The organism is Pseudomonas sp. N2-3-1-14 (assembly GCF_041228395.1).
Lineage (GTDB): Bacteria > Pseudomonadota > Gammaproteobacteria > Pseudomonadales > Pseudomonadaceae > Aquipseudomonas.
The window spans coordinates 6,272,167-6,296,062 of the sequence record NZ_CP166199.1; the positions used below are offsets into that span (position 1 = coordinate 6,272,167).

Annotated in this window: 24 protein-coding genes; 11 read left to right on the forward strand and 13 right to left on the reverse strand. The window is 62.1% G+C overall.

All coding sequences use genetic code 11. The features are described from left to right. Window positions 1-41: 41 nt before the first annotated feature. From AB5I78_RS29090 to dksA, 3 genes are read right to left on the reverse strand one after another with little or no spacing between them, the layout of a single operon-like run. The gene (locus AB5I78_RS29090; protein ID WP_369302808.1) at window positions 42-686 is read right to left on the reverse strand and encodes a DUF1826 domain-containing protein; all 645 of its coding nucleotides are present in this window, start codon (window positions 684-686) and stop codon (window positions 42-44) included. After that, window positions 686-1,891, reverse strand: coding sequence for a zinc metallochaperone GTPase ZigA (gene zigA / locus AB5I78_RS29095; protein ID WP_369302807.1), 1,206 nt, complete (start codon window positions 1,889-1,891; stop codon window positions 686-688). The genes AB5I78_RS29090 and zigA overlap by 1 nt, the downstream gene beginning before the upstream one ends. A gap of 27 nt (window positions 1,892-1,918) precedes the next feature. Continuing rightward, on the reverse strand, window positions 1,919-2,323 hold the full coding sequence (gene dksA, locus AB5I78_RS29100; RefSeq protein ID WP_145158317.1) for an RNA polymerase-binding protein DksA: 405 nt from the start codon (window positions 2,321-2,323) through the stop codon (window positions 1,919-1,921). Between the two features lie 126 nt (window positions 2,324-2,449). Here dksA and AB5I78_RS29105 point away from each other — a divergent pair, with 126 nt between their 5' ends. Further along, entirely contained in the window at window positions 2,450-2,818 is a 369-nt protein-coding gene (locus tag AB5I78_RS29105) for a glutamine synthetase (RefSeq protein ID WP_369302806.1), read from the forward strand. On the opposite strand, the gene AB5I78_RS29110 is transcribed toward AB5I78_RS29105, so the two are convergent. Then, complete coding sequence (locus AB5I78_RS29110) at window positions 2,815-4,026, reverse strand: N-acetylmuramoyl-L-alanine amidase (protein WP_369302805.1); 1,212 nt, start codon at window positions 4,024-4,026, stop codon at window positions 2,815-2,817. The two genes, AB5I78_RS29105 and AB5I78_RS29110, sit on opposite strands and share 4 nt — an antisense overlap. A 128-nt stretch (window positions 4,027-4,154) precedes the next feature. Between AB5I78_RS29110 and folE2 the strand changes: the two genes are divergently transcribed. The 7 genes from folE2 to AB5I78_RS29145 are packed head-to-tail and all read left to right on the forward strand — an operon-like array spanning window position 4,155 to window position 9,795. Continuing rightward, window positions 4,155-5,051, forward strand: a complete 897-nt coding sequence (gene folE2 / locus AB5I78_RS29115) for a GTP cyclohydrolase FolE2 (protein ID WP_369302804.1) — start codon at window positions 4,155-4,157, stop codon at window positions 5,049-5,051. Next, complete coding sequence (locus AB5I78_RS29120; protein ID WP_369302803.1) at window positions 5,048-5,716, forward strand: metal ABC transporter ATP-binding protein; 669 nt, start codon at window positions 5,048-5,050, stop codon at window positions 5,714-5,716. The genes folE2 and AB5I78_RS29120 overlap by 4 nt, the downstream gene beginning before the upstream one ends. Beyond that, window positions 5,716-6,582 carry a metal ABC transporter permease gene (locus AB5I78_RS29125; protein WP_106575938.1) on the forward strand — a complete coding sequence of 289 codons (867 nt, stop codon included), beginning with the start codon at window positions 5,716-5,718 and terminating at the stop codon, window positions 6,580-6,582. The genes AB5I78_RS29120 and AB5I78_RS29125 overlap by 1 nt, the downstream gene beginning before the upstream one ends. Window positions 6,583-6,593: 11 nt before the next feature. After that, complete coding sequence (locus AB5I78_RS29130; protein WP_369302802.1) at window positions 6,594-7,472, forward strand: metal ABC transporter substrate-binding protein; 879 nt, start codon at window positions 6,594-6,596, stop codon at window positions 7,470-7,472. Beyond that, window positions 7,469-7,897, forward strand: coding sequence for a phosphoribosyl-AMP cyclohydrolase (gene hisI, locus AB5I78_RS29135; RefSeq protein WP_369302801.1), 429 nt, complete (start codon window positions 7,469-7,471; stop codon window positions 7,895-7,897). Before AB5I78_RS29130 ends, hisI begins: the two co-directional genes overlap by 4 nt. Beyond that, a complete protein-coding gene (locus AB5I78_RS29140; RefSeq protein WP_369302800.1) occupies window positions 7,894-8,454 on the forward strand; it encodes a DapH/DapD/GlmU-related protein in 561 nt (186 codons plus the stop codon). The genes hisI and AB5I78_RS29140 overlap by 4 nt, the downstream gene beginning before the upstream one ends. Window positions 8,455-8,457: 3 nt before the next feature. Beyond that, on the forward strand, window positions 8,458-9,795 hold the full coding sequence (locus AB5I78_RS29145) for a dihydroorotase (protein ID WP_369302799.1): 1,338 nt from the start codon (window positions 8,458-8,460) through the stop codon (window positions 9,793-9,795). Here the strand turns inward: AB5I78_RS29145 and AB5I78_RS29150 are convergent. Further along, a complete protein-coding gene (locus tag AB5I78_RS29150) occupies window positions 9,792-10,313 on the reverse strand; it encodes a DUF3617 domain-containing protein (RefSeq protein WP_119741192.1) in 522 nt (173 codons plus the stop codon). The genes AB5I78_RS29145 and AB5I78_RS29150 overlap by 4 nt on opposite strands. 131 nt (window positions 10,314-10,444) lie before the next feature. Here AB5I78_RS29150 and cls point away from each other — a divergent pair, with 131 nt between their 5' ends. Beyond that, the gene (gene cls / locus AB5I78_RS29155; RefSeq protein ID WP_242201261.1) at window positions 10,445-11,884 is read left to right on the forward strand and encodes a cardiolipin synthase; all 1,440 of its coding nucleotides are present in this window, start codon (window positions 10,445-10,447) and stop codon (window positions 11,882-11,884) included. Window positions 11,885-12,019: 135 nt separating this feature from the next. On the opposite strand, the gene cfaB is transcribed toward cls, so the two are convergent. The 8 genes from cfaB to hflK (AB5I78_RS29195) form a co-directional block, all read right to left on the reverse strand. Then, on the reverse strand, window positions 12,020-13,204 hold the full coding sequence (cfaB, locus tag AB5I78_RS29160; protein WP_145158346.1) for a C17 cyclopropane fatty acid synthase CfaB: 1,185 nt from the start codon (window positions 13,202-13,204) through the stop codon (window positions 12,020-12,022). Window positions 13,205-13,291: 87 nt separating this feature from the next. After that, complete coding sequence (locus AB5I78_RS29165; protein ID WP_369302798.1) at window positions 13,292-14,080, reverse strand: putative DNA-binding domain-containing protein; 789 nt, start codon at window positions 14,078-14,080, stop codon at window positions 13,292-13,294. Further along, the gene (locus AB5I78_RS29170; RefSeq protein WP_145158352.1) at window positions 14,071-14,916 is read right to left on the reverse strand and encodes a DUF692 domain-containing protein; all 846 of its coding nucleotides are present in this window, start codon (window positions 14,914-14,916) and stop codon (window positions 14,071-14,073) included. Before AB5I78_RS29170 ends, AB5I78_RS29165 begins: the two co-directional genes overlap by 10 nt. Window positions 14,917-14,982: 66 nt before the next feature. Further along, window positions 14,983-15,237 carry a hypothetical protein gene (locus AB5I78_RS29175; protein ID WP_369302797.1) on the reverse strand — a complete coding sequence of 85 codons (255 nt, stop codon included), beginning with the start codon at window positions 15,235-15,237 and terminating at the stop codon, window positions 14,983-14,985. Between the two features lie 116 nt (window positions 15,238-15,353). Beyond that, window positions 15,354-17,240, reverse strand: a complete 1,887-nt coding sequence (locus AB5I78_RS29180) for a cation-translocating P-type ATPase (protein ID WP_369302796.1) — start codon at window positions 17,238-17,240, stop codon at window positions 15,354-15,356. Next, window positions 17,237-18,271, reverse strand: a complete 1,035-nt coding sequence (hflK, locus tag AB5I78_RS29185) for a protease modulator HflK (protein ID WP_169367886.1) — start codon at window positions 18,269-18,271, stop codon at window positions 17,237-17,239. The genes AB5I78_RS29180 and hflK (AB5I78_RS29185) overlap by 4 nt, the downstream gene beginning before the upstream one ends. Then, the gene (gene hflC, locus AB5I78_RS29190) at window positions 18,268-19,257 is read right to left on the reverse strand and encodes a protease modulator HflC (RefSeq protein ID WP_164488004.1); all 990 of its coding nucleotides are present in this window, start codon (window positions 19,255-19,257) and stop codon (window positions 18,268-18,270) included. Before hflC ends, hflK (AB5I78_RS29185) begins: the two co-directional genes overlap by 4 nt. 9 nt (window positions 19,258-19,266) lie before the next feature. After that, the gene (gene hflK, locus AB5I78_RS29195; protein ID WP_369302795.1) at window positions 19,267-21,192 is read right to left on the reverse strand and encodes a protease modulator HflK; all 1,926 of its coding nucleotides are present in this window, start codon (window positions 21,190-21,192) and stop codon (window positions 19,267-19,269) included. A gap of 319 nt (window positions 21,193-21,511) precedes the next feature. On the opposite strand from hflK (AB5I78_RS29195), the gene AB5I78_RS29200 reads away from it, so the two are divergent. Continuing rightward, complete coding sequence (locus AB5I78_RS29200) at window positions 21,512-22,129, forward strand: CDP-alcohol phosphatidyltransferase family protein (RefSeq protein WP_369302794.1); 618 nt, start codon at window positions 21,512-21,514, stop codon at window positions 22,127-22,129. Between the two features lie 10 nt (window positions 22,130-22,139). Continuing rightward, window positions 22,140-23,894, forward strand: a complete 1,755-nt coding sequence (locus AB5I78_RS29205; protein ID WP_369302793.1) for a bifunctional alpha/beta hydrolase/class I SAM-dependent methyltransferase — start codon at window positions 22,140-22,142, stop codon at window positions 23,892-23,894. Window positions 23,895-23,896: the final 2 nt, after the last annotated feature.

The following is a 23,896-nucleotide window of genomic DNA, read 5'->3' on the forward strand; positions in this document are numbered from 1 at the left end:
TGGCATCATTCAGACCGTGTAGAGAGCTTGATCCTACCCGGTTATGCGAGCCAATCCAGCGTCAGGATCAACCGTCGCTCATCAGCCTTGAGTGCAGGCGAGCGATGAATCAAGCCGTGAGCTTCGTTGCCATGCCATTGGGTGCCCTTGAGCATGGCGACTTCGCCACAGAGGATCTGCTCGATGCGCTCGGTGGGTTGCGCGTCCGACTGGGCCAGTTTGCGGCGGTCCATAACGCCTTCGCGCAGCCACTGGCTGCCAATGCCGGCGTAGGTGGTGATCAGTCGCACCGGCACGTGGTCAACGTGAAAACGCGGGCACATGGCCTTGTCCAGCAGCCGCAAGCGCACGCCAATGCGCTTGGCGCCAAGCAAACAGGCAAACGCGCTGACCAACCAGGACACATCGGCAATAAAGCCTTCGTAGCCTTCAAGATCGCGGCAACTGGATGCCAAACCCTGCAAATTCGGTACAGCGTCTTCGTTGTTGAGCTCAATTACCCTGGAATCGGCCAGCGGCTCATTGAGCGCCACCAGCAGGGCACCGAATTCGGCGATATGCAGCGGCAGTTGACGCTGCCAAACCGCCAGGTTCACCCCGTCTTCCAGAATGTCAGCCAGCGCCAGCGGGGTTTCACCGCACATTTGGCGGATCACGGGGCGCAATGGGATAACCGGGGCCAGCATCAGGCTACCTGCTCGAGCCAGGGGCCAAAGGGGTCAGCCAGCAGGCGCCAACCTTCAACGCCAACGGCCATTTCTTCATCGGTGAGCAAGCAGGCGTCCAGTTCGGTACGCATGTGGTTGAAGTCGATGTTTTGCCCGATGAACACCAATTCCTGGCGGCAATCACCGGTACTCAGCTGCCAGTTGGCCATGATCGCCGCCACGCTTTCTTGATCCTGCGGCCATTGGCTTTTCGGCACAAAACGCCACCAACGCCCGGCAAAACCATGGCGCATCAGCCCGCCAGCCTGGGACCAACTGCCGGCATCCTGATGCTTGCTGGCCAGCCAGAAAAAGCCCTTGGAGCGCAGCAGTTTGCCGTTCACCCACGGGCGGTCGATAAAGTCGAAAAAACGCTGAGGATGAAACGGCCGGCGCGCGCGATAAGCCGTGGAGGCAATGCCGTATTCTTCGGTTTCCGGCACATGTTCACCGCGCAGTTCCTGTAACCAGCCCGGCGCCTGGGCGGCGCGCTCGAAGTCGAAGCGACCGGTGTTGAGGATTTTGTTCAGCGGCACTTCGCCCATGACCATCGGGATAATTTCGGCCTGAGCGTTGAGGCGTTCGAGAATCGCCATCAGTTCCTCGCGCTCACGGCTGCTGATCAGGTCGATCTTGCTGATCAGGATTACGTCAGCAAATTCGATCTGCTCAATCAGCAGGTCAGTGATTGAGCGTTCGTCCTCCTCTCCCAGGGTCTCACCGCGTGAGGCCAGGCTTTCGGCGGCCTGGTAGTCGAGCAGGAAGTTCATGCCGTCGACCACGGTGACCATGGTGTCCAGGCGCGCGATATCGGCCAGGCTTTGCTCGTTTTCGTCGCGGAAGGTGAAGGTCTCGGCCACGGGTAACGGCTCGGAAATGCCGGTGGATTCGATCAACAGGTAATCGAACCGACCTTCTTTGGCGAGTTTTCCGACTTCTTCCAGCAAGTCTTCACGCAAGGTGCAGCAGATGCAGCCGTTGCTCATCTCCACCAGTTTTTCTTCGGAGCGGTTGAGGGTGACGTCGCGCTGCACCTCGCTGCCGTCGATGTTGATTTCGCTCATGTCGTTGACGATCACCGCCACCCGCAAATTGTCGCGATTGCGCAGGACGTAGTTGAGCAGCGTGCTTTTGCCGGCGCCGAGAAAGCCGGACAACACGGTAACGGGGAGACGATTGGGCATCAGGTGTTCCTCATCAGGGTTGGCCGGTCAAATCGCCCGTTGATGGCGTTCGCGCAGCTCTTCACGTTCTTTGGCTTCGATACTCAGGGTCGCTGTGGGCCGCAGCAGCAGGCGTTTCAGGCCAATGGGGTCGCCGGTTTCACGGCACCAGCCGTATTCGCCACGGGCCAGCAGTTCAAGCGCGTCGTCGATCTTGTCCAGCAGCTTTTTTTCGCGCTCCAGCAGGCGCAGTTGCCATTGGCGCTGTTCTTCGGCGCTGCCCACATCGGCGGGGTCGCTGTTGGTTTCCTGCTCGCGCAGCACCAGGAACTCGGCTTCGATGCGCGCTTGCAGTTCAAAACGCTGGCCCAGCAGCAGCTCGCGGAAGAAGCCTTGCTGGGCTTCATTCATGTAATCGTTGGGCGATTGGGCAAGGAGGTCTTGTTCAGTCATGGAGAACAGTTCACGGGTCAGGCTGTGTCTTTATGTTATAGTATAACAACACAAATAAGCCAATCCCCTTGCTCGTCACGACGGAGGGCGCAATGCTTGAGCCCGTTCCAGCCCCCGAGAAACCTTATGAAATATCTGCTGTGCGCCCTGTTATTGGCAGTGGCAGGACCTGCCTGCGCACAAACGCCGAGCCTGGCGGCTACCTGCGTGCGCAGCGCCAACCTGCTGGCTTGCGTGGATCCGCTGGGGAATGCCTACAGCGTGGCGACTGCCGGCAGCACCACGTATTTGCGCGGTTTCGAGGTGATCGGCAAACGCTACTGGGCACAGACCAACAGCCGCTATGGGCAGCTGACGTTCTTTACCGGGTTGGCGTCCGATGGTGAGGCGTGGGTCGGCTACACGCGCCGAGTGGGCTGGACCACCATCAACCGGTTTTCCAGCTCAGGTGGCACCCGTGCGAAGTTCACGTGCAGCCGTATTACCGGCTGCTAGACCTGGCCGTTCTTCTGCTCCTGAACCCACGCCATGTAGCTGTTCATCGGTGGGTTCTTCTCGAAGTACTTTTTCAGGCCTTCGAAAAGCCCATCCGCCACCGCCTGTTGATGGCGCGCAGTGACCAACCGCTGAGCGTCCTGGGTGTTGGAAATGAACCCGGTCTCGACCAGGATCGACGGCACATCCGGTGACTTGAGCACCGCAAACCCTGCCTGTTCCACGCGCTTCTGGTGCAGCGTGGTGATGTTTTGCAGGCTGCCCAACACCGAGCTGCCAAGCTGCAGGCTGGAGGCGATGGTGGCGTTCATCGACATGTCGAGAATCACCCCGGCCAGCATCGGGTCCTTGTCCTTGAGATTGAGCAAGGTGGTGGCACCCAGCAAGTCCGCACCATTTTCACGCTGCGCCATGAAGCGCGCCGTGGCGGAGGTGGCGCCGCCTTCAGACAACGCATACACCGACGCCCCGGAGGCCGTGAGCCGTGGCGCGGCGTCGGCGTGCACCGAGATAAACATATCCGCCTTGTGCTGACGGGCGATGTCCACGCGCTTGCGCAGCGGTACGAAGAAGTCATCGTTGCGCACCAGTTTCACGTCAAAGCCTTTTTCACGCTTCAAGCGTTTGGCCAGCAATTGGGCGATGGACAACACCACGTCCTTTTCGCGCTGGCCCTTGGAACCGATTGCGCCTGGGTCTTTGCCACCGTGGCCGGGATCGACCACTACGATGATGTCTCGCTTGGGATGCGCCTTGTCCACCGGCGCCACCAGAGGCTGCGGCTGCGCGGCGATCTGGCGCGGCGCTTGGGTGGCGCTGCTCAGGTCGAGTACCAGGCGATGACCTTGGCCATCCTGCGGCGGCAACAAGAAGCTGTTGACCTGCATCGGTGCGGCCAGGTCCAGCACGATGCGCGTATCACCTTTGCCAAAATGCCCGGAGCGGATCGAAGTAATTCCGCTGTTCTTCAACGCCAGTTGCGAGAAATCGCCGCTGAGTCCGGCGCCGCTCAGGTCGATGATCAAACGCTCCGGTGAGGCCAGGGAAAAGGTCTTGTATTGCACCGGGCCGCTGAGGTCGAACACCAGCCGCAGTTTGTCGTCGGAGCGCCACAGGCGCGCATTGCGAATCTGCGTGGCAAAAGCCCCCAATGGAAAGGTGAACAGAGGGCTGACCAGCAGCAGGTTGAGGAGCTGACGTCTGTGCATGACATATACCGCGAATAGAGGAGCGTCCCTGCTCGACATGACTGAAGAAAGGCTGGAGCAGAAAAATCATCGTCGACTCAATAGTTATAATATAACATGTCTTTTTATTTCCAACGATGGACCTGCTCATGAATGCGCTGACTCTGCCGGATATCGCCGCGCAGGCTTCACGCCAAGCCTTGCCGCTCGACTGGGTAGGCATGTGCGGCATCGCCTTGCCCATTCTTATCGACGGCCAACGCCTGACTGCCACCGCCGATGCTGGCGTCAGCCTGGACGACGGCGAGGCCCGCGGCATTCATATGTCGCGCCTGTACCTGGCCCTGGAAATGCTCGACCAGCAGCTTCTTACGCCTGCACTTCTGCGTAATGTACTGCAGCGCTTTCTTGAGAGTCATGAAGGATTATCTAAGAACGCCTACCTACGAATTCACACGGATTTGCTGCTCAAACGCCCGGCATTGGTCAGCCCATTGGCTGGCTGGAAAGGCTACCCGGTGTGCATCGAGGCACGTCTGGAAAACCAGATGTTCCACGTGGAACTAAAAATTGACGTTACTTATTCCTCAACCTGCCCCTGCTCCGCTGCGCTCGCCAGGCAATTGATTCAGCAGCAATTTCTTGAAGATTTCGCCAACACGCCGCTGCAGCACGAAGACGTACTGACCTGGCTCGGCAGCGCCAACGGCATCGTCGCCACGCCCCACAGCCAACGCAGCAGCGCACAACTCTCCATTGAGCTGGACGCCAATCAGTCCACCTTGCCGCTCACCGACCTGATCGATGACGTCGAAGCCGCGCTCGGCACCGCCGTGCAAACCGCGGTGAAACGTGCGGACGAACAAGCCTTCGCCCTGGCCAACGGGCAGAACCTGATGTTCTGTGAAGACGCCGCACGCCGCCTCAACCTCGCCTTGAAACGCTCGGATGCCGTCAAAGCCTTCCACCTGAAAGTGATCCACGCCGAAAGCCTGCACGCGCACGATGCCGTGGCTGAAAGCCGCTGGACGAGAGACTCTGCATGATCACCTGTAACGCTTTGCGCTGGGGTGCACCTGGGCAACCGCTCACCCCGGCACTGGATTTGACCCTAAAAAAAGGTAGCCTCACCGGCATCATCGGCGCCAACGGCACCGGCAAAAGCAGCCTGCTCAAAGTGATCGCCGGTTTGCAAAAACCGCTGGCGGGCAAGGTCAGCGTGGAGGTTCCGCGCCGGGGTGGCCTGTCGTTCCTGCCGCAGCAGCAGCACTTGGATCGCCAGTTCCCCATCAGCCTGCAAGAGCTGGTCGCCGCTGGCTTCTGGGGCACCCAGCTCACGCCAGCCCAACGCAACGAACGTCTGCAGGCGGTGCTGGAGGACTGGTGCCTCAGTGGGCTGGAACATCGCCCGCTGATGGCCTTGTCCGGCGGCGAACTGCAACGCGCCCTGCTCGCCCGCATGAGCCTGGCCGAAACGCCCGTGTTGTTACTCGACGAACCCCACGCCGCCCTCGATGAAGACGGACAGGCGCTGTGCTGGAAACACATTCACGCCTGGCACGACCAGGGCCGCACGATCATCGTCGTCTGTCACGACCTGGCCTCGGTGCGCCACCACACCCAGCACGTGGTGCAGATCAAAAGCACCGGGTGCGTGTTCGGCCCCAGCAAAGAGCTGATCCGCCCCCAACCCCAAATGCAGGTGGCCTGATGCACTTTGCCGCCCACCTGTGGATGCCCTTTTTCGACTTCGTGTTCATGCGCCGCGCACTCATCGGCGGGCTTGTACTCGCCTGCAGCACCGCGCCGCTGGGTGTGTTTCTGATCCTGCGGCGCATGAGCCTGATCGGCGACGCGGTGGCTCACGGCATCCTGCCCGGCGCCGCGCTGGGCTTCTGGTTTGCCGGGCTCAGCCTGCCCGCGCTGACCATCGGCGGCCTCGGTGCCGGCCTAAGCATGGCCGGTTTATCCGCGTGGATCACTCGCCGCACCGGCCTGCGTGAAGACGCCAGCCTTGCCGCCATCTACCCGATCTCCCTCGCCGCCGGCGTGCTGATTCTCGGCATCGCGGGCAAGCGTCTGGACTTGCTGCACCTGCTGTTCGGCTCCGCGTTGGCCGTGGATGAAACCACCCTCACCGGCATGCTTTGGGTCTCCGGTTTCAGCCTGATCGCCATGGCGCTGATCTACAAACCGTTGCTGCTCGACACCCTCGACCCACTGTTCCTGCAAACCGTCAGCCGCCTCGGCCCACTCGCACACGGGTTATTTCTGACCTTGGTGGTGCTGAACCTGGTGATCGGTTTCCAGGCCATCGGCGCGTTGATGGTGGTGGGTTTGATGATGTTGCCGGCGATTGCTTCACGCTTCTGGAGCCGGCGCCTGCCGGTGTTGATTGCAGTATCGGCGGTGCTGGGATGCCTGTCGGTGTGGTTCGGTTTGTTGCTGTCGTTCTACTACTCACTACCCAGCGGCCCGGCCATCGTGCTGGTGGCGGGCGGCGGGTATTTGCTGTCCGTGGTCTTCGGTCCGGTGCACGGCTTGCTGCGCCGCCCGCCCTTGCTTACATCCCAATGAGGTGTTTCCCGATGCGCGCTCTACTCGTGATGTTCAGCCTTCTGCTGCCCTTGTCGATGGCTCAGGCCGCCGACAAACTTCAAGTGGTGACCAGCTTCAGTATTCTGGATGACATCACCCACCAGATCGGTGGCGATCACATCCAGATCAGCAACATGGTCGGCCCGGACGCCGACGCCCATACCTACGAACCCACGCCAGACGACGCCAAGGCGCTGCTCAAGGCCCGGGTCATCATCAAGAACGGCCTTGGCTTCGAGCCCTGGCTGGACCGCCTGGTGACCAGCACCGAAACCAAAGCCACGGTCGTGACCGCCAGCAAAGGCGTGATCTCTCACACCATGGAAGAAGACGGCGAAACCATCCCCGACCCGCACGCCTGGCATAACCTGGCCAACGTCGAAATCTATGTGAACAACATCACCAAGGCGTTGATTGCCGCCGACCCGGCCAACAAAGCCGATTACCAGCGCAACAGCCAAACCTACCTGAAAGAAATCTACCGCCTGCTGGCCGAGGCCAAGACCCGGTTCGGCGCGCTGCCACCGGGCAACCGTCGCATCGTCACCTCGCATGACGCCTTCGGTTACCTGGGCCAGGCCTATGGCATTCAGTTCCTCGCGCCCCAGGGTCTGTCGACTGAACGCGAACCGTCTGCCGCCGAAGTCGCGGCGCTGATCACCCAGATCCGCAAAGACAAGGTCAAAGCCGTGTTCATGGAAAACATCAAGGATTCGCGCCTGCTCAAGCAGATTGCTGACGAAAGCGGCGCGCAGATTGGCGGCACGTTGTACTCCGACGCCCTCGCCGCCCAAGGCCCGGCCAGCACCTTTACCGGGCTGTTCGAATACAACCTCAACACCCTGTGCGCGGCCCTGAGCAAGCCATGACCCTGAGCATGCTCGACCTGGAAGAGGCTGCCATGGGCAGCCGCTTTCCACTCCACACCGTGCTCGACGCCGTGGCGTGGAACAGCGACGGCCTGATTGCCGCCGTCGCCCAGCAACACGGCAGCGGTGAGGTGTTGATGCTGGCCTGGATGAACCGCCAGGCCCTCACCGAAACCCTGGCCACCGGGCAAGTCTGCTATTGGTCGCGCTCGCGCAGGCAGCTGTGGCGCAAAGGTGAAAGCTCCGGCCACTGGCAACAGCTGGTCGAGGCCCGGCTGGATTGCGACGGCGACGCCGTGCTGCTGATCGTCGACCAACAAGGCCCGGCCTGCCACACCGGCCGGCCCACCTGCTTCTACAACGCCATCGACGGCGCCTACGTTCACATCATCACCTCGCCCCTAAAAAAGGAGCCCGCTGCATGATCCGCAAGAACCCTTCCGGCGATCTGCCGGTGATTGCCGAATCGGCCTACGTGGATAAAACCGCAATCATCTGCGGCAAGGTCATCATCGGCGAGAACGTCTTCGTCGGCCCTTACGCCGTGATCCGTGCTGACGAAGTCGACGCCACCGGCGACATGGACCCGATCACCATTGGCGCCAATTCAAACATTCAGGACGGCGTGGTCATCCACTCCAAATCCGGCGCGGCGGTGACCATTGGAGAATTTACCTCCATCGCGCATCGCTCCATCGTCCACGGCCCCTGCACCGTCGGCGACCGCGTGTTTATCGGCTTCAACAGCGTGCTGTTCAACTGCGCCGTCGGCGATGGCTGCGTGGTGCGCCACAACTCGGTGGTCGACGGCCGCGACTTGCCCGCCGCCTTCTACGTGCCCTCCACCACCCGCATCGGCCCGAACACCGACCTGTCGCAATTTCCGCCGGTGAGTGTCAGCGCCTCAGAGTTTTCTGAAGACGTGGCACATACCAACGTCGACCTGGTGCGTGGTTACAAAGCCCTGCAAAACGAGTTCTGAACCATGAGCCGCCTGCTGATTCGCAATGCCCGCCTGGTGAATGAAGGCCGGGAGTTCGATGCCGATGTACTGGTCGCCAATGGCCGCATCGAGAAGATTGCCGCCAGCCTCGAAGGCTACAACGAGCCGGTGGAAATTGACGCACAGGGTCAATGGCTGCTGCCAGGCATGATCGACGACCAGGTGCACTTTCGCGAACCTGGCGCGCCCGACAAAGGCAGTTTTTACAGTGAATCCCGCGCGGCGGTGGCCGGTGGCATCACCAGTTTCATGGACATGCCCAACACCCACCCTGCCACCCTGAACCTGGAAGCCCTGGCCGATAAGAAGCGCCGCGCCGCATTGCACTCGGTGGCCAACTACGGCTTTCACTTTGGCGTGAGCAACGACAACCTGGACATCGTCGCCGCCCTCGATCCGCGTGAAGTGGCCGGGGTGAAAGTGTTCATGGGCGCCTCCACCGGCAACATGCTGGTGGACGACCCGCGAATTCTCGAGCGGCTGTTTGCCGAAGTACCGACCATCCTTCTCGCCCACTGCGAACACACGCCGAGCATCCTGGCGAATGAGCAGCGCCTGCGTGAGCGCTTCGGCGAGCACATTCCCGCCGTCGCCCACCCGCTGATCCGGGATGCCGAAGCCTGTTTTCGCTCATCGTCTTTTGCGGTGGAACTGGCCCAGCAACACGGCACGCGCCTACACGTGCTGCACCTGACCAGCGCTCGCGAGTTGGCCCTGTTCGAAGACAAGCCTTTGGCCGAGAAGCGCATCACTGCCGAGGTTTGCCTGCACCATCTGCTGTTCGATGACCGCGACTATCACCGCCTTGGCCACCAGATCAAATGCAACCCGGCGATCAAGACCCGCGCCGACCGCGACGCGCTGCGCCTGGCCTTGCTGAGTAATCGTCTGGATGTGATCGGCAGTGATCATGCGCCGCATACCTGGGCGCAAAAACAGTTGGGCTATCGCGAAGCGCCGTCAGGCCTGCCATTGGTGCAGCACGCACTGCCGGCGTTGTTGGAGCTGGTGATTGACGGGCATTTGCCGCTGACCACACTGGTGGCAAAGACCAGTCACCGTGTGGCCGACCTGTTCGCGATCCCGGATCGAGGCTATCTACGTGAGGGTTATTGGGCCGATCTGGTGCTGATCAAACCTGAGCCCGAAGGCAAACCCGTCAGCAGCCAGCCGATTCTCGCACGCTGCGGCTGGACGCCCTTCGCCGAGCGCAGCTTTCGCCACAGCGTCAGCACCACCCTGGTGTCCGGCCACCTGGCGTGGCACAACGGCCAGGTGATCGACAGTTGCCAGGGGCTGCCCCTGCACTTTCTGCGTTAAGCGCGGGGTTTGACCGTACCGCAATCGTTGCCCAGCCATTGGGCGTGAGTGTCCAGGCTGCCCTTCTGCTGAACGCCGGTGGCATTGAAGGTACCGTTGACGGTGGTGGTGAATTCCTGCTGGCTCTGGAAGGTCGCAACGCCAGTGCCCTGGGCTTTCGGGCAGCTGAAACGGAATTTCCACTGGTTGCCGGTTTTGTCGGTCACTTGCTGTTTGCAGCCCGATTGCGGGTCGGTCAGGGGAATGGAGTCAGACGCGACCTGGGCAGGCGTCAGGCAAACCTGCACGCCTTTGCCGGCCATGGTGATGCCCTGTTTTTCGAGCATGGCGCGCTGTTCGGGCGTCATCTGTTGCTTGAGCTGACCGAGGATCAGCGACAGGTCGGGCAAGTCCTGGTTATCGACTTTCATATTGCTGGTGGTCAATTCCCACAAGCCCGGCGCCAGCATCTGCGCCTGAGCCGCCACGGGCAGCGTCAATCCAACAACCATGGCCAAACCAAGCAGACGAGCATTCATCGGGTAACTCCTGGGTAATTGTGGGCGTTAGACGCTGCAAAGGCGCCAGTGTTGCACGGCAAATAAAATAGCGACATTCGTCGTCGAACATGGTCTGTTAGGGCACTGGATTGCCTGGAGTGATGTCGTTCATGGATTTTTTTGGCCCGCACCTGCTCGCCTACTTCATTGCCACGCTGCATTTTCTCGGGACGCTCGCCGCGATCCACGCGGTGCTGACCGTCAGGACCGCCCAAGGCTCGATCGCCTGGGCCTTGTCGCTGATGTTCATGCCTTACCTGACGCTGATTCCCTACCTCATCTTCGGCCGCAGCACCTTTGACGCGTACATCCAGGCGCGTCGCCAGGCCAACCAGGAAATGCACACCGCCATCACCGCGCTGAACTGGCGCCCGTGGGTCGAAGAAGCCCTGACAGCGCGCAACTCCCACGCCTATGCGTCCTTGCGCGCGATGCCCAAATTGGGTCGCATGCCGTGCCTGGCCAACAATGACGTGCGCTTGCTGATTAATGGCGATGCCACGTTCAGCGCGATTTTCGCGGCGATTCGCCAGGCTAAGACGGCGGTGCTGTTCCAGTTTTTTATCATTCATGACGACGATCTTGGCAGGCAGTTGCACACCCTGCTGAAGGAAAAAGCTGCCGAAGGTGTAGATATTCACGTGCTCTACGACCGCATCGGTAGCCACGCCCTGCCCCACAGCTATGTGCAGTCGCTGCGCGACGCCGGGGTCAAAGTCAAAGCGTTCGCCACCCGCAGCGGCTGGCTCAATCGGTTCCAGGTCAACTTTCGTAACCACCGAAAGATCGTGGTGGTCGACGGCCTCACCGGCTTTGTCGGCGGGCATAACGTCGGCGATGAATACTTGGGCAAAAAACCGCCACTGGCGCCGTGGCGTGACACCCACGTGCAGGTTACCGGCCCGGTGGTGGCGTGCCTGCAGGAGTCGTTTGCCGAAGACTGGTTCTGGGCCGCGCGCGAGCTGCCGCCGCTGATCCTGCCTGACGCCTACCCCGAAGACGGCGTGCTCTGCCAATTGCTCGCCAGCGGCCCGGCCGATCCGTATGAAACCTGCTCGCTGTTTTTCGTCGAGGCTATCCATGCCGCGACCGAGCGCGTGTGGATCACCAGCCCGTATTTCGTGCCCGATGAAGCGGTGTTCGCCGCCCTGCGCCTGGCGGTTTTGCGCGGGGTCGATGTGCGCCTGCTGCTGCCGTCGCGGCCTGATCACCGTATCGTCTACGCCGCCTCCAGCCTCTACGCCATCGAAGCCGTACGCGCTGGCGTGCGCGTGTTCCGCTACAAGCCGGGCTTCCTGCATCAGAAAGTGGTGCTGGTGGACAGCGAAATCAGCGCAATCGGCAGTGCGAACATGGACAACCGTTCGTTCCGGCTGAATTTTGAAGTGATGTTGCTGACGGTCGATGAAGCGTTTGCCAGCCAGGTGGAGCAGATGCTGCTGGACGACTTCGCACAAGCCCATGAAGTCAGCCACGAAGAAAGCCGCGAGACCCGCCGCCTGCAACAGCTGGGCATGCGGGTGGCGCGTTTGATCTCACCGATTCTCTAACAAACAACACAGAAACAAATGTGGGAGCGGGCTTGCCTGCGATGGCGGTGTATCAGTCGACCCATCTGGTCCTGATACACCGCTTTCGCAGGCAAGCCAGCTCCCACAGTTTTTTGATCTGCAGTGTGCTGAAGATCAGCGGTAAATATCTTCCCGCGTCCACGGCAGTTCATGGCTGCCATCAGCGTGAGGCTTCACTGCCAATATCTGGTGCAAGTTGATCCAGCCCCGCGCAAACGCATACGCGCACCCGGCCAGGTACAGCCGCCAGATCCGCAACGCTTGCTCCGGCACCATCTTGGCGGCCGCCTCGAGGTTGTCTTCCAGGCGTTCACTCCAATGGTCCAGCGTGCGCGCGTAATGCAGGCGCAGGCTTTCGACGTCGACCACTTCCAACCCGACTTCGCTGATTTCCGCCGTCATCATCGCCAGGTGCGGCAGCTCGCCGTTGGGGAACACATATCGCTCGATAAAATCGCCGGCGCCACGGCCTACGGGGCGACCGTCGGTGTGCTTGGCGGTGATGCCGTGGTTCATCACCAGGCCGCCTTCGCGCACGGCGCCAAACAGCACCTTGCAGTACTCCGCCAGGTTGGCGTGGCCGACGTGCTCAAACATGCCCACGCTCACCACCTTGTCGAAACGACCGTCCTGCGGCAGATCGCGGTAGTCGAGCAGTTGCAGGTCTACCTGGTCTTCCAGCCCCTCGGCCTTGACCCGTTCACGGGCCAACGCCAACTGTTCTTTGCTCAGCGTGATCCCAAACACTTTGACGCCGAACTCGCGCGCCGCAAAACGCGCCAACCCACCCCACCCACAGCCGACGTCGAGCAAATACTCGCCTGGCTGCAGCCGCAACTTGCGGCACAGGTGGCGAAATTTGTCTTGTTGGGCCTGATCGATGGATTCGCTGCCGGTTTCGAAATAACCGCAGGAGTACGCCATGTCCTGATCCAGCCACAGCTGGTAGAACTCGTTGGACAGGTCGTAATGGTAGGAAATGGCCGCGGCATCAGTGGCCTTGTCGTGGATCGAGCGTACCGGACGACTCTCCTCGTCGTCTTCAATCAGGGCGTGACTCAGCTCGTCGCATACTCGGATTACTTCGCTGATGGAGCCTTCCAGCTCCAGTCTGCCCTCGACGAAGGCTTCGCCCAATGAGTCCAGCGTTGGATGAGTCAGGCTGGAAACGACCGTGGGGTCCTTTACCACGATCGTCACACTGGGCTCGGGGCCCAGGTTAAATTCATGGCCGTCCCAGAGTCGAAGACGCAGCGGTAGCTTGAGATTCTGTAAGGCCGGTGGAAGTTGCGCGAGCATGAGTAGTCCCCCCTTGTTTCAGACGTCTGGAATGAGGGTAGACCATCCGAAGACAAAGTAGGAGGCTATCGATTTAATAGCACTTAACTATGAGGCTCGATGCTCGAGCAAACCGTCCTGGATCCACTGTTTCAGCCAGGTCACCGCTTGCAGTGGCGCCCCCTCTCCATAAGTGACTGCCAACCCTGTGCACAGTTCTGAAAAATTCCAGCCGGTGGTCACCATTCCCGCCAGCGCACAGGCTTCAGCCGGCTCAAGGCTGCGGTAATGGCACACATTCTGGTGACGCCACACCAGGCACATCTGCGCCCGTTCCAGCGCCTGGCTGTCAGGGAAATCCGACTCATCCTTGCTGGCCCGCCAGATCGCCACGCTATTGAACTGACACAGCACCTGTTGCACCGAAGGCGCCAGGCCTACCTGCAAACCCGGCCAGTTTTCGGGGGCCAGCTGCGCCATGTCATTCACACCCAGCGGCTCACCCTGCGGCGCATCGAACGCCAAGGTAAACGCCCACTCCAACCGCGCCAACTCGGCCAGCGGCGCGCTGTGCTCTTGCACCAGATACTCGACGAGAAACGCCGGGAACCGCTCGCCCAGCCAACGCAGGCTGTAATGGGCCGACGGATAGCGGCGCACATAGGCGTCCGTCAGTAATGCAAACTCGTCGTCACCCAGCCAATAGCGGATGGCGCCGAAGTCATGCCGCAACACTTCCTGAAGCCGCGACACATAGGCGTTGTGGTAAATCGCCAGGCCCGTGTCCACATTCAGGGTCGGCCCACCCAGCAAGGTCGCGGCAAAACCACTGTTGGCCACCGAGCTTTCTGACAATAGATGCTGCTCAAACGCCAGCTGCCAGTCGATCAGGCGCATAACGCCCTCCTGGCCAGCGCACTGGCGCCCAGTTCACGGGCCTTGCTCAACTCGGCGAGCAGCTCTTCGAACGGCGGGAAATGGTCATCGCGCTCCAGCAATGTCGAGACCGGCCCCAACAGCTCCAGCGTCTGTTGATACAGCGCCCACACCGGATCGCACACCGGGTGATCATGGGTATCGACCACGTAGTCGCCGTAATCCCTATGCCCGGCCAAGTGCAGTTGGCGGATGCTTTCAGGCGGCAGGCTGCGGATAAACGTCCAGGCGTCGAAGCCGTGGTTACGCGAGCTGACATACACATTGTTCACGTCCAACAACAGCTGGCAGCCGGTCAGGTGGGCCAGGGCCTTGAGGAATTCCCACTCGGTGAATTCGTCGGCCTTGGAACGCACATAGCTGGAAACGTTTTCCAGCACCAGCGGACGCTGCAAGACGTCTTGCACTTGGCGTACGCGGCCGGCCACGTGGTAGAGGCTTTCTTCGGTGTAGGGCAGCGGCAGCAGGTCATGCAGTTGATGGGCGTTGCCGCGGCTCCAGCACAGGTGATCGGAAACCCACGCCGGCTGAATGCGCTCGGCGAGCTGCTTGATGTGTTTCAGGTAATCGATATCGAGGGCATGCGGCCCGCCGATGGACAGGGACACACCGTGCATCACCAAGGGATAGCGCTCGGCTATCGCATCCAGGTAGTACAAGGCTTTACCGCCCTGGACCAGATAATTCTCGGAGATCACTTCAAACCAATCCACGGCCGGCGATTGTTCAAGGATCTGCTGGTAGTACTCACTGCGTAAACCCAGGCCGTAACCCAGACTTGGAAGGGACGCGGACATGACTCACTCCAGGGCAAAGTGTCCGCAGCGGTGGGGGGCGTCCGCTGCGGGTGCACTCGGTGCCGGTTACTCGTCGACGGTGCCGCCAGCCTTCATGCAGGCAGCAGCGGAGGGCTTGGCGAGGAAGCCCTGGCCTTTGCAAGAACCCTGACCTTTGCAAGCATGGTCCTTGGTTTTACAGTCGTTCTGGCCTTTGCACGCGTTGATTCCGTAGCAGTGCACAGCCGTGTCAGCGGCTTGAGCCTGGGTCACAACACCAGCAAACAGGGTAGCGGCGGCCATCGCAAGGGCGGCACCAGCAGCAGCGGATTTGAAGTTCATTTTTAGAGTCCTCATGATCGGTAGGGGTGCCGGTCTGAATGGAGTGTTCAGTCTCGACATACCACTAGAGTGAGGACCCTTATCGGCGTTACAGCTGTATGCAGATATTTCTGAAATTATTCTTCAAGCTTCAAAAGTGGCTCCTGAAAGCGCAGCAAACGCCCGGCATTGCCCAGTACCAGCAAGGTGCTCAAGTTATGCAACACCGCCGCAATCATGGCGCCGGCCGCGCCCAGCCAGCCAAACGCGGCAAACACCACGATAGCCAGCGTCCAGCCCAACCCGATGATCACGTTGACCTGCAACGTGTGGCGGCACTGGCGACTCAAGCGCACACACGTGCCCAGGCGCCGCAGGTCGCTGCCGATCAACACCACATCCGCCGACGCCAGCGCGATGTCCGCACCGCCCGCGCCCATTGCTACACCGACCACGCCCGCCTTGAGCGCCAGCGAGTCATTGATGCCATCGCCGACGACCATTGGCCGAAAGCCACTGCCGATTTCCCCAAGCACGCGGTTGAGCTTGTCTTCCGGCAGTGCCTGGGCTTCGACGTCGCTGATACCGACATCCAGCGCCAGGCTGTCGGCCACGCTTTGACGGTCACCGGTCAGCAGCAGTTGGCGGCCCAGGCCCAAGTCGCGTAGCTCCTGCAGGGCCTGGCGCGCTTCCGGCTTGACGCTGTCGGCGAGCAGCAGCCAGGCGAGGAACTGGCCGTTCAGCGCCAGACCGGCAATCGGGCCGTCATGATCAGGGACGCGGGTGGTCACGATGCCCAATTGCTCAAACAACTCCGGGCGCCCCAAAGCCGCTTCGCCCTGCTCGGTCTGCGCCACCACGCCCAGGCCCTGGCGTTCGCGAATGTCCGTCAGCCCCAGCATTTGCTCCTGCGTTGCCAGCCCCGCCAACGCACGGCTGACCGGGTGGTTGCTGGCCGAACCCAGGCTGGCGGCAAGGTTCAACACCACCTGCCGATCCGGCGCCGTGGTGTCGATGGATTGCAAACGCAGCGTGCCAAACGTGAGCGTGCCGGTCTTATCCACAACCAGCGAGGTCAGGTCCGCCAACTCCTCGAGAAATGCAGAGCTGCGAATCAAAATTCCGTGCCGCGCCGCCACTGCAATCCCGGCAATCGCCGTGGCCGGGGCCGACAGCACCAAGGCGCATGGGCACGCCGCTACCAGCACGGCCAACATCGCCTGGGCGTCATTGGTCACAAACCAGGTCACCGCCGCCAGCAGCAACACCAGCACCATATAACTGCCGGCGTAACGCTCCAGCAGCCGCGTGATCGGCGGCTTGGAACGTTCGGCGTTCTGCATCAGCGCAATGACTTTGCCCAGGGTCGATTCGTTACCGGTGCGCGTCACTTCCAGGCGCAGCAAGCCGTCGAGGTTGATCGCGCCACCAAACACCTGCACGCCCACGCTGGCTTCCAGCGGCACCGACTCACCGGTGATCGGCGCCGTGTCCAGGCTCGCCTGGCCCGACAGCACCACGCCATCGGCCGGCACACGGTCACCGGCACGCACTTCGACGACATCGCCGGTGTTCAGCGTGCCGTTATCCACTTCCACAATGCTGCCGTCGGCCTGCACCAACCGGGCATGGCTGCGGGTCAGTTTGCCCAGGGCATGAATCGCTTCCTGGGAGCCAATCACACTGCGCTCTTCCAGCACGTGGCCGAAAATCATGATGATCGGCAGCAACGCGGCGGTGAGCAGATCGCCCGTGGCCCACGCGCCGATCATCGCCAGGGCGATCAATTGGTCGGTGATGCCATGCAGGCTCGGGTAACGCAGGCTGTACCAGGCCGAACGCATCACCGGCACGGCCACCAGCAAGGAAGCGACGCCGAGCAGCAGTTGGCTGACACCGTTCTGGTCCGGCGCCAGCCAGCGCCACACCAACCCCAATACCAATAAGCCCAAGGCCAACATGGCCAGGGTCAATTGCCGGGCAGCACTGCGCTGCTCGGCGGACGTCAACATAGGCGCGCTCATTGTTCGGCTCCCTGGATGATCAAGCGGGAGTCGTCTTTGGGATCGACCGTGGTCACTGAACCGGCCTGGCCGAGAATCTTCGGCAAGCGTTCGCGGTACAGACGCAGCATGAGGCCTGGGTCTTTGACCTGGGCCAGGCTGGCGACGGTGGCCGTTTGCGCTTGGGCATTGGCCAGGCGTTCGCTGGCTTGGGCGTGGGCCACTTGTACGACTCGGTCAGCCTCCTGATTGGCGGCTTGGGTGAGTTTTTCCGCGTCGGTGCGCGCATTGGCCACGGCTTTATCGGCTTGTTGGCTGGCCGTCAGCACTGCGTTGAAGGCATTCACCGCCGGGCCCGGCAGGCTCGATTGCACATCGACACGCGTCACTTCGATGCCCAACCCCAAACCGGTGGAGGCCAAGTCTGCCAAGCGTTTATTGATGCCTTGCACCAGATCGCCGCGCAGCCGCTCACGGCGTTCGGCGGCGCCGTTATCGCTGCCGATCAATTCCGGGCGCGCCACCAGAATGGTGTCCAGGTCGCGCGCCGCCGCCAGCGCCACGGCGCTGCGCGTCACCAGGCGATCCAGCGCCGGCAGCACGTGCTCGCCCTGCAGCACAAACGCGTAGGGTTCGGTGACCTTGTAGAACACCCGCACATCCAGCTGCACCACACCGGCATCGCCGGTCAGCAGGTAGCCGGAGCCTGCCAGCGCGTCGCTCAACGGCGCGGCAAAGGTGGCCACGCGGTCGGCCTGGGTCGCCGCGTCGGAGCGCAGCAGGTTCTCCACCCGACGCTCAATCACACGGTCGGCTGCCGGCAGCAATACCACCTGCTCGAACGGCTGCGGCCACGCCAATAAAAGGCCGGCGTTTTGAATACGGTCCAGCGCGCCGAAGTGCAACACCACGGCGCGGTTCTGCGGGTCGATCTGGCGCACATTGGAAAACGCCCAGGCCAACGCCGCCAACACCGTCACCGCGTACAGCGCCAGGAAGGTCAGGCGCCCAGCCTGGATCCATGGGCTGTCCGGGCTGTCACGCTCACTCATGGCTGAACATCCTTCGGCCCATCCACCAGTGCGCGGAACGGCGCGGCGTCAGTGCGCAGGATGATTTTGGTGCCCGGCGTCACCACCGTGCCCAAGGTGTCCAGCGAGCGCAGCAGGTTGTACAGCTGCGGATTGCCGGCGTAGGCACGGCCATAGATCTGTGCCGCTTCGACCCGCGACTGCGCTTCGATATCGGCGGCTTTCACCGTGGCATCGGCCTGCACGATGCGCGCATCACGTTCGGCGGCGGAGCGAATCTGCGCCGCTTCACGTTTGCCCACGGCGGTGCGTTCGGTGGCGATGGTCTCGCGCTCGGCGCGCATGCGGTCAACGGTGGCGGTGAGGGTGACCGACGGCAGGGTCAGACGCTCGACACCGACTTGCGCCACGCGCACGCCATAAGTGGTGAGCAATTGTTGATCAATCTGCTGGCGCAACTGTGCCTCAAAATCAGCGATGCGCACTTGGCTGGCGTCGGTGTTGACCAGGCTGGACAGGTCAAAGCTGGCCGCAGTGGTCTCCAGCGCCGAGCCGACGAAGGTGCGAATCTGCCGCGCCGCTTCATCCGGCTGGTTCTGCACTGCGCGCATAAAGCGCTGCACATTGTCGGCATCGCCCTGCACCTGCCACGCCACGTAGGCCTGCACGATAATCCGCAAGCCGTCGCGGGTGCCCACGTCCTGCAAACCGCTGGAGGTGGTGCGCAGGCGCAGGTCCACCGGGATCGCCGCTTCGAACGGCGCCGGCCAGCGCCAGCCCAGGCCTGGCTCCAGCAGCACCCGCGACGGGTTGCCGAACCGCGTAATCACCGTGGCTTCGCCGGAACGCACCTGCACCAGGCTGGCGGCCGCCACCGCAAACAGCACCAGCAACACCGCCCAGGCCATGCGCCGCCAAGGAAACGGGCCAGCGGCTTGTTCATCACCGTGGTGGTGATGGTGGTGGCCGTGATGATGACCATGATCGTGAGAATGAGCGCTCAACAGACAGACTCCTTATTGAACGGCTTTACGCGGCGCCCTAGGGTCGGCCGGCAAGGTAAAAGAACGCAGATCGATCGTCGGTGCGCCGTCGGCGCCCAGGCGGTGATCCAGAATAAGCAGCTTGGCGTGGGCCAGGCCTTGGCTGAGTTGGCCGAGGTACTGTTCCAGCACGAATGCCTGGCCAGCGGTGGCGTAGGCCTTTTGTTCGGCGCTGAACCGCAGGTCGGCCGCTTGCGCGCCAGCATTCACTTCGCGCGCGGTGGCCAAGGCCTGATCGCGAGCAGTGCTGGCCTGCAGCAAGGCCTGGTTGGTCTGTTCGCTGGCAGCGCCGCGTTCGCGGGAGATCAGCGCCTGGGCGCCGATCTGCGCAGCCTGCACGGCGTGGTAGGCATTGGCAGCGCCGGCCGGTGGGTGAATCGCTTCGACCACCGTGGCCAGAATCTCCACGCCGCTGTTGAGTTTCTGCAAGTCCGCCTGCACCGAGCGGCCGATTTCGTCGGCCAGTTGGGTGCGTTGCTCACCGAGCAATTCGTCGAGCGTGCGCGAGGCAAAGTCGTGCACCAGGATGCGGCTGGCGGTGCTGCGAATCAGCGTCGGCACATCGGCGCTGTTATAGGTGGCGGCCAGCGCCGCCTGATCGGTCAGGCCAATGCGGTAGACGAACCGCACGTCCATATTGACGATCTGGAAGCTCTGCTTGTCGCCGCTGCTGCTGGCGATCACTTGGGATTTGTCATTCACATGGCTGGCGTCCCACAACCGGTTGGCGATCGTCGGCGCCGGGCCTTCGGCGGCGGCCAGCTCCGGTGTAGCCGCCTCGCTGACGCTGGTAGCGAGTTCATGCACCACGCCATTTTCGATAGCGATGACGCGGCCCAACGGCCACGGCAATCCGGCATGCAGGCCAGGGCCGAACACCGCCACAGGTTTGCCGAAGCGTTCATAAATCCCACGGCCTTGCAGGGGCACTTCGTGCACGCCGGTCAGCGCCCAGCCTACGGCCAATACCACCAGCAGCACCGGCAGGAATGCCCGGCGCATGTAGGTAAACGCCCAGATCTGGCGCAAGTCGATACCGAAGCGGTTGTGCAGCTCGTGCTGCAGCGCCTGCAAGGGTTGTGGCGGCCAACGCAGCAAACCGGCAATAAAGCTTTGCGCCATCAAGCGTGGTTCGAGGCGCGGCTGGCGTGGGCTGAACAGCGACAGTACGGCCCTGAGCAAAAACTCCACGGCAACCAGCCCCGGCAGCAGGCCGATCAACACGGCCAGGCGCAAGGGCCATACAGATTGCGCGCCGGCAAACAGCAGGCAGATCGCGCTGACCACCAGGCACGCAATCGCCACCCGGCTTAACTGCGCCAGTTGTGAGGCTTCCGGCCATTGCGCAGCCGTTTCCTGCGCCAGGCGGCGCTCGAACACCAGCAAGCCAAAGGCCAATGCCAGCCCCAGCGCGGCGCCAACGCTTGCCGATTGCCCCACGGCTGCAGCGGGCAGTGCCAGGTTCCAGAATTCGACAATGCTCAACAGTGCCAGCAACGACCAGCTACTCAACCACAGCACCGGCGCGCCAATCTGCGCCAGCAGGCTGCTGCCGAAACGTCCGGCAAACCGCGCGTACCCGCCCGTGTCTTCAAGCCGCGGCTCGATCAATTCCAGCGTCGGCTCTTCCAGCGCCTGCGCCCGCCAATCGGCGACCCACCACGCCGATTGCAAGCCGGCCACCAACACCAGCAAGGCCGACGCGCAGTTGATCAGCACCACCGGCCAGATCGACAGCGGCGCAAACAGAGCGACAAACAACGCCAGCACCCAAGCGCAAACGGCCAGCGCCGCCAGGCTGATGCCGGCCTGGCGCAATCGACGGGCATGAAACAGCCCCTGCTGAAAACGCGGCAAGCCTTCAACCGAAGCGCCGTCAGCCTCTAGATCCACTTGCATCCACTCACGCCCGTTTGTACACAATTCGTTACGATATAACACGCGACGTGAAATTTTTGTTCGAAAACAACCTGGTTGAACCCTGCAGAGAATCCCTGTGGGAGGGGGCTTGCCCCCGATGACGGTGTGTCAGCAACAGATCAGCTGACGGCCCCACCACTATCGGCAGCAAGCCCCCTGTCACATTCGTACGTCATTACCTTCGAGACCGTGACTAACCCCCCATAAACACGAGCCATCACTGGTGCAGCCGCCGATTAATCGGCACACTCCAACACAGTTTTTTCGCGGGTAAACGGACAAGGAAGCGTCGCCTCCCATGATTTCGATCTATCAGCTCAAGCCGCGCTTTCAAAACTTACTGCGCCCACTCGTGCAGCGCCTCTACGACAACGGCACCACGGCCAACCAGATCACCGTGCTGGCCGGCGTGGTGTCCTTACTGGTCGGCCTGCTCATCGCAGGCTTTGCCCAACACCTCTGGCTGTTTGCCCTGATCCCGTTGTGGATGATCCTGCGCATGGCCCTCAATGCCATCGACGGCATGCTCGCCCGGGAATTCGGCCAGCAGTCGCGGCTGGGCGCCTACCTCAATGAATTGTGCGACGTGATCGCCGACAGCGCGTTGATCCTGCCCTTTGCGCTGATCCCCGGCGTGAGCCTGGCGCCGGTGCTGCTGGTCACGTTGCTGGCGGTGTTCAGCGAATACGCCGGGGTGCTCGGCCCAATGGTCGGGGCGTCGCGGCGCTACGACGGGCCGATGGGCAAGAGTGATCGCGCGTTTGTACTCGGCGTATTGGCCACCGGCGTGGCGCTGGACTGGCTCGGCGCGGGTTGGGTCAACGCGGTGATGTGGCTGGTCGCGGCGCTGCTCGCCTACACCTTGGTCAACCGCGTGCGCCAGGGCCTCAAAGAAACGACGTCCCCTTCTGCATAAGGAATTTGCGATGCGTGAACAGCAAGAGCACAGCTTCAGTACCCACGATGGCGTCGAGCTTTTCTACCGGCACTGGCCGGCCACTGCGCCGCTTGGCGACGAGCCGCGCAAGGCGATCCTGCTGTTCCATCGCGGCCACGAGCATTCGGGGCGCATTGCCCACCTGGTCGATGAACTGGACCTGCCGCACTTCGACTTCTTTGCCTGGGACGCCCGTGGCCACGGCCAGTCGCCCGGCGCGCGCGGCGACAGCCCAAGCTTCGCCACCAGTGCCCGCGACGTGCAAACCTTTCGTGACCACATCGGTGCCACTTACGGCATCGAAGAAGACAATTGCGCGGTGATCGCCCAGAGCGTCGGCGCGGTGATCGCAGCCACGTGGGTGCACGATTACGCGCCGAAAATCCGCGCACTGGTGCTCGCCTCCCCGGCGTTCAAGGTCAAGCTCTACGTGCCGTTCGCGCGGCCAGGCCTGGCGCTGATGCGCACATTTCGCGGCAACTTTTTCGTTAACAGCTACGTCAAGGCCAAGTTCCTCAGCCATGACCCCGAGCGCATCGCGTCCTACGACAGCGACCCGCTGATCACCAAGGCGATCTCGGTGAATGTGCTGCTCGGCCTGTACGAAGCTGCCGACCGCGTTGTCGCCGATGCCCAGGCGATCCAGGTGCCGACCCAGCTGCTGATCTCCGGCTCGGACTTTGTGGTGCACCGCAAACCCCAGCAGCAATTTTTCGACCGCCTGGGCAGCGTGAAAAAAGAACTGCACATCCTGCCCGGCTTCTTCCACGACACCCTCGGTGAACGCGACCGTGCCGTGGCCGTGAGCAGCGCCAGGCGCTTTATCCTGCAGAACTTTGCGCACCCGCTGGACCGCGCCTCATTGCTCGACGCCGACAAGCTGGGCGCCACCTGCGCCGAGTCCGAATCCCTGGCCGCGCCGCTGCCGCGCAACTCTTTGCGCGACCTGTACTGGCGCATGACCCGCGCCAGCATGGGCCTGGGCAAGAACCTCTCGGACGGGGTCAAACTGGGCTTTGACACCGGCTTCGATTCCGGCAGCACACTGGATTATGTGTACCGCAACAAACCCACCGGCAAAGGCGGGCTGGGGCGGATGATCGACACCAACTACCTCAACTCCATCGGCTGGCGTGGCATTCGCCAGCGCAAGCTGAATGTCGAAGAGCTGTTGCGCCTGGCCATGGCCAAGTTGCGTAGCGATGATCGCCAAGTGCGCATTGTCGACATCGCTGCGGGCCATGGCCGCTACATTCTCGAAGCCTTACAGGGCGTATCGCCGCTGCCGGAGTCGATCCTGCTGCGCGACTACAGCGACATCAACGTGCGCGACGGTGGCGCGCTGATTCGCGAAAAAGGCCTGGGGGATATCGCGCAGTTCGTCAAAGGCGATGCGTTTGATCGCGCGGCTCTGGCGGCGCTCGACCCCAAGCCGACCTTGGCGGTGGTGTCCGGGCTGTATGAATTGTTTGCCGATAACGCCATGGTCGGCGGTTCGCTGGCCGGCCTTGCCGAAGCCGTGGAGCCCGGCGGTTACCTGGTGTACACCGGCCAGCCGTGGCACCCGCAGCTGGAACTGATCGCCCGCGCGCTGACCAGCCATCGTCAGGGCCAGGCCTGGGTGATGCGCCGTCGCAGCCAGGCAGAAATGGATCAACTGGTCGAGGCCGCAGGCTTTCGCAAGATCACTCAGCGTGTGGACGAATGGGGCATTTTCACGGTGTCTCTGGCACAGAAGATCTGAGC

Bases quoted from the DNA above. Each gene is read 5' to 3' on its own strand.
- AB5I78_RS29090 (WP_369302808.1), bottom strand. From the start codon at position 686: ATGCTGGCCCCGGTTATCCCATTGCGCCCCGTGATCCGCCAAATGTGC.
- zigA (WP_369302807.1), bottom strand. From the start codon at position 1,891: ATGCCCAATCGTCTCCCCGTTACCGTGTTGTCCGGCTTTCTCGGCGCC.
- dksA (WP_145158317.1), bottom strand. From the start codon at position 2,323: ATGACTGAACAAGACCTCCTTGCCCAATCGCCCAACGATTACATGAAT.
- AB5I78_RS29105 (WP_369302806.1), top strand. From the start codon at position 2,450: ATGAAATATCTGCTGTGCGCCCTGTTATTGGCAGTGGCAGGACCTGCC.
- AB5I78_RS29110 (WP_369302805.1), bottom strand. From the start codon at position 4,026: ATGCACAGACGTCAGCTCCTCAACCTGCTGCTGGTCAGCCCTCTGTTC.
- folE2 (WP_369302804.1), top strand. From the start codon at position 4,155: ATGAATGCGCTGACTCTGCCGGATATCGCCGCGCAGGCTTCACGCCAA.
- AB5I78_RS29120 (WP_369302803.1), top strand. From the start codon at position 5,048: ATGATCACCTGTAACGCTTTGCGCTGGGGTGCACCTGGGCAACCGCTC.
- AB5I78_RS29125 (WP_106575938.1), top strand. From the start codon at position 5,716: ATGCACTTTGCCGCCCACCTGTGGATGCCCTTTTTCGACTTCGTGTTC.
- AB5I78_RS29130 (WP_369302802.1), top strand. From the start codon at position 6,594: ATGCGCGCTCTACTCGTGATGTTCAGCCTTCTGCTGCCCTTGTCGATG.
- hisI (WP_369302801.1), top strand. From the start codon at position 7,469: ATGACCCTGAGCATGCTCGACCTGGAAGAGGCTGCCATGGGCAGCCGC.
- AB5I78_RS29140 (WP_369302800.1), top strand. From the start codon at position 7,894: ATGATCCGCAAGAACCCTTCCGGCGATCTGCCGGTGATTGCCGAATCG.
- AB5I78_RS29145 (WP_369302799.1), top strand. From the start codon at position 8,458: ATGAGCCGCCTGCTGATTCGCAATGCCCGCCTGGTGAATGAAGGCCGG.
- AB5I78_RS29150 (WP_119741192.1), bottom strand. From the start codon at position 10,313: ATGAATGCTCGTCTGCTTGGTTTGGCCATGGTTGTTGGATTGACGCTG.
- cls (WP_242201261.1), top strand. From the start codon at position 10,445: ATGGATTTTTTTGGCCCGCACCTGCTCGCCTACTTCATTGCCACGCTG.
- cfaB (WP_145158346.1), bottom strand. From the start codon at position 13,204: ATGCTCGCGCAACTTCCACCGGCCTTACAGAATCTCAAGCTACCGCTG.
- AB5I78_RS29165 (WP_369302798.1), bottom strand. From the start codon at position 14,080: ATGCGCCTGATCGACTGGCAGCTGGCGTTTGAGCAGCATCTATTGTCA.
- AB5I78_RS29170 (WP_145158352.1), bottom strand. From the start codon at position 14,916: ATGTCCGCGTCCCTTCCAAGTCTGGGTTACGGCCTGGGTTTACGCAGT.
- AB5I78_RS29175 (WP_369302797.1), bottom strand. From the start codon at position 15,237: ATGAACTTCAAATCCGCTGCTGCTGGTGCCGCCCTTGCGATGGCCGCC.
- AB5I78_RS29180 (WP_369302796.1), bottom strand. From the start codon at position 17,240: ATGAGCGCGCCTATGTTGACGTCCGCCGAGCAGCGCAGTGCTGCCCGG.
- hflK (WP_169367886.1), bottom strand. From the start codon at position 18,271: ATGAGTGAGCGTGACAGCCCGGACAGCCCATGGATCCAGGCTGGGCGC.
- hflK (WP_369302795.1), bottom strand. From the start codon at position 21,192: ATGCAAGTGGATCTAGAGGCTGACGGCGCTTCGGTTGAAGGCTTGCCG.
- AB5I78_RS29200 (WP_369302794.1), top strand. From the start codon at position 21,512: ATGATTTCGATCTATCAGCTCAAGCCGCGCTTTCAAAACTTACTGCGC.
- AB5I78_RS29205 (WP_369302793.1), top strand. From the start codon at position 22,140: ATGCGTGAACAGCAAGAGCACAGCTTCAGTACCCACGATGGCGTCGAG.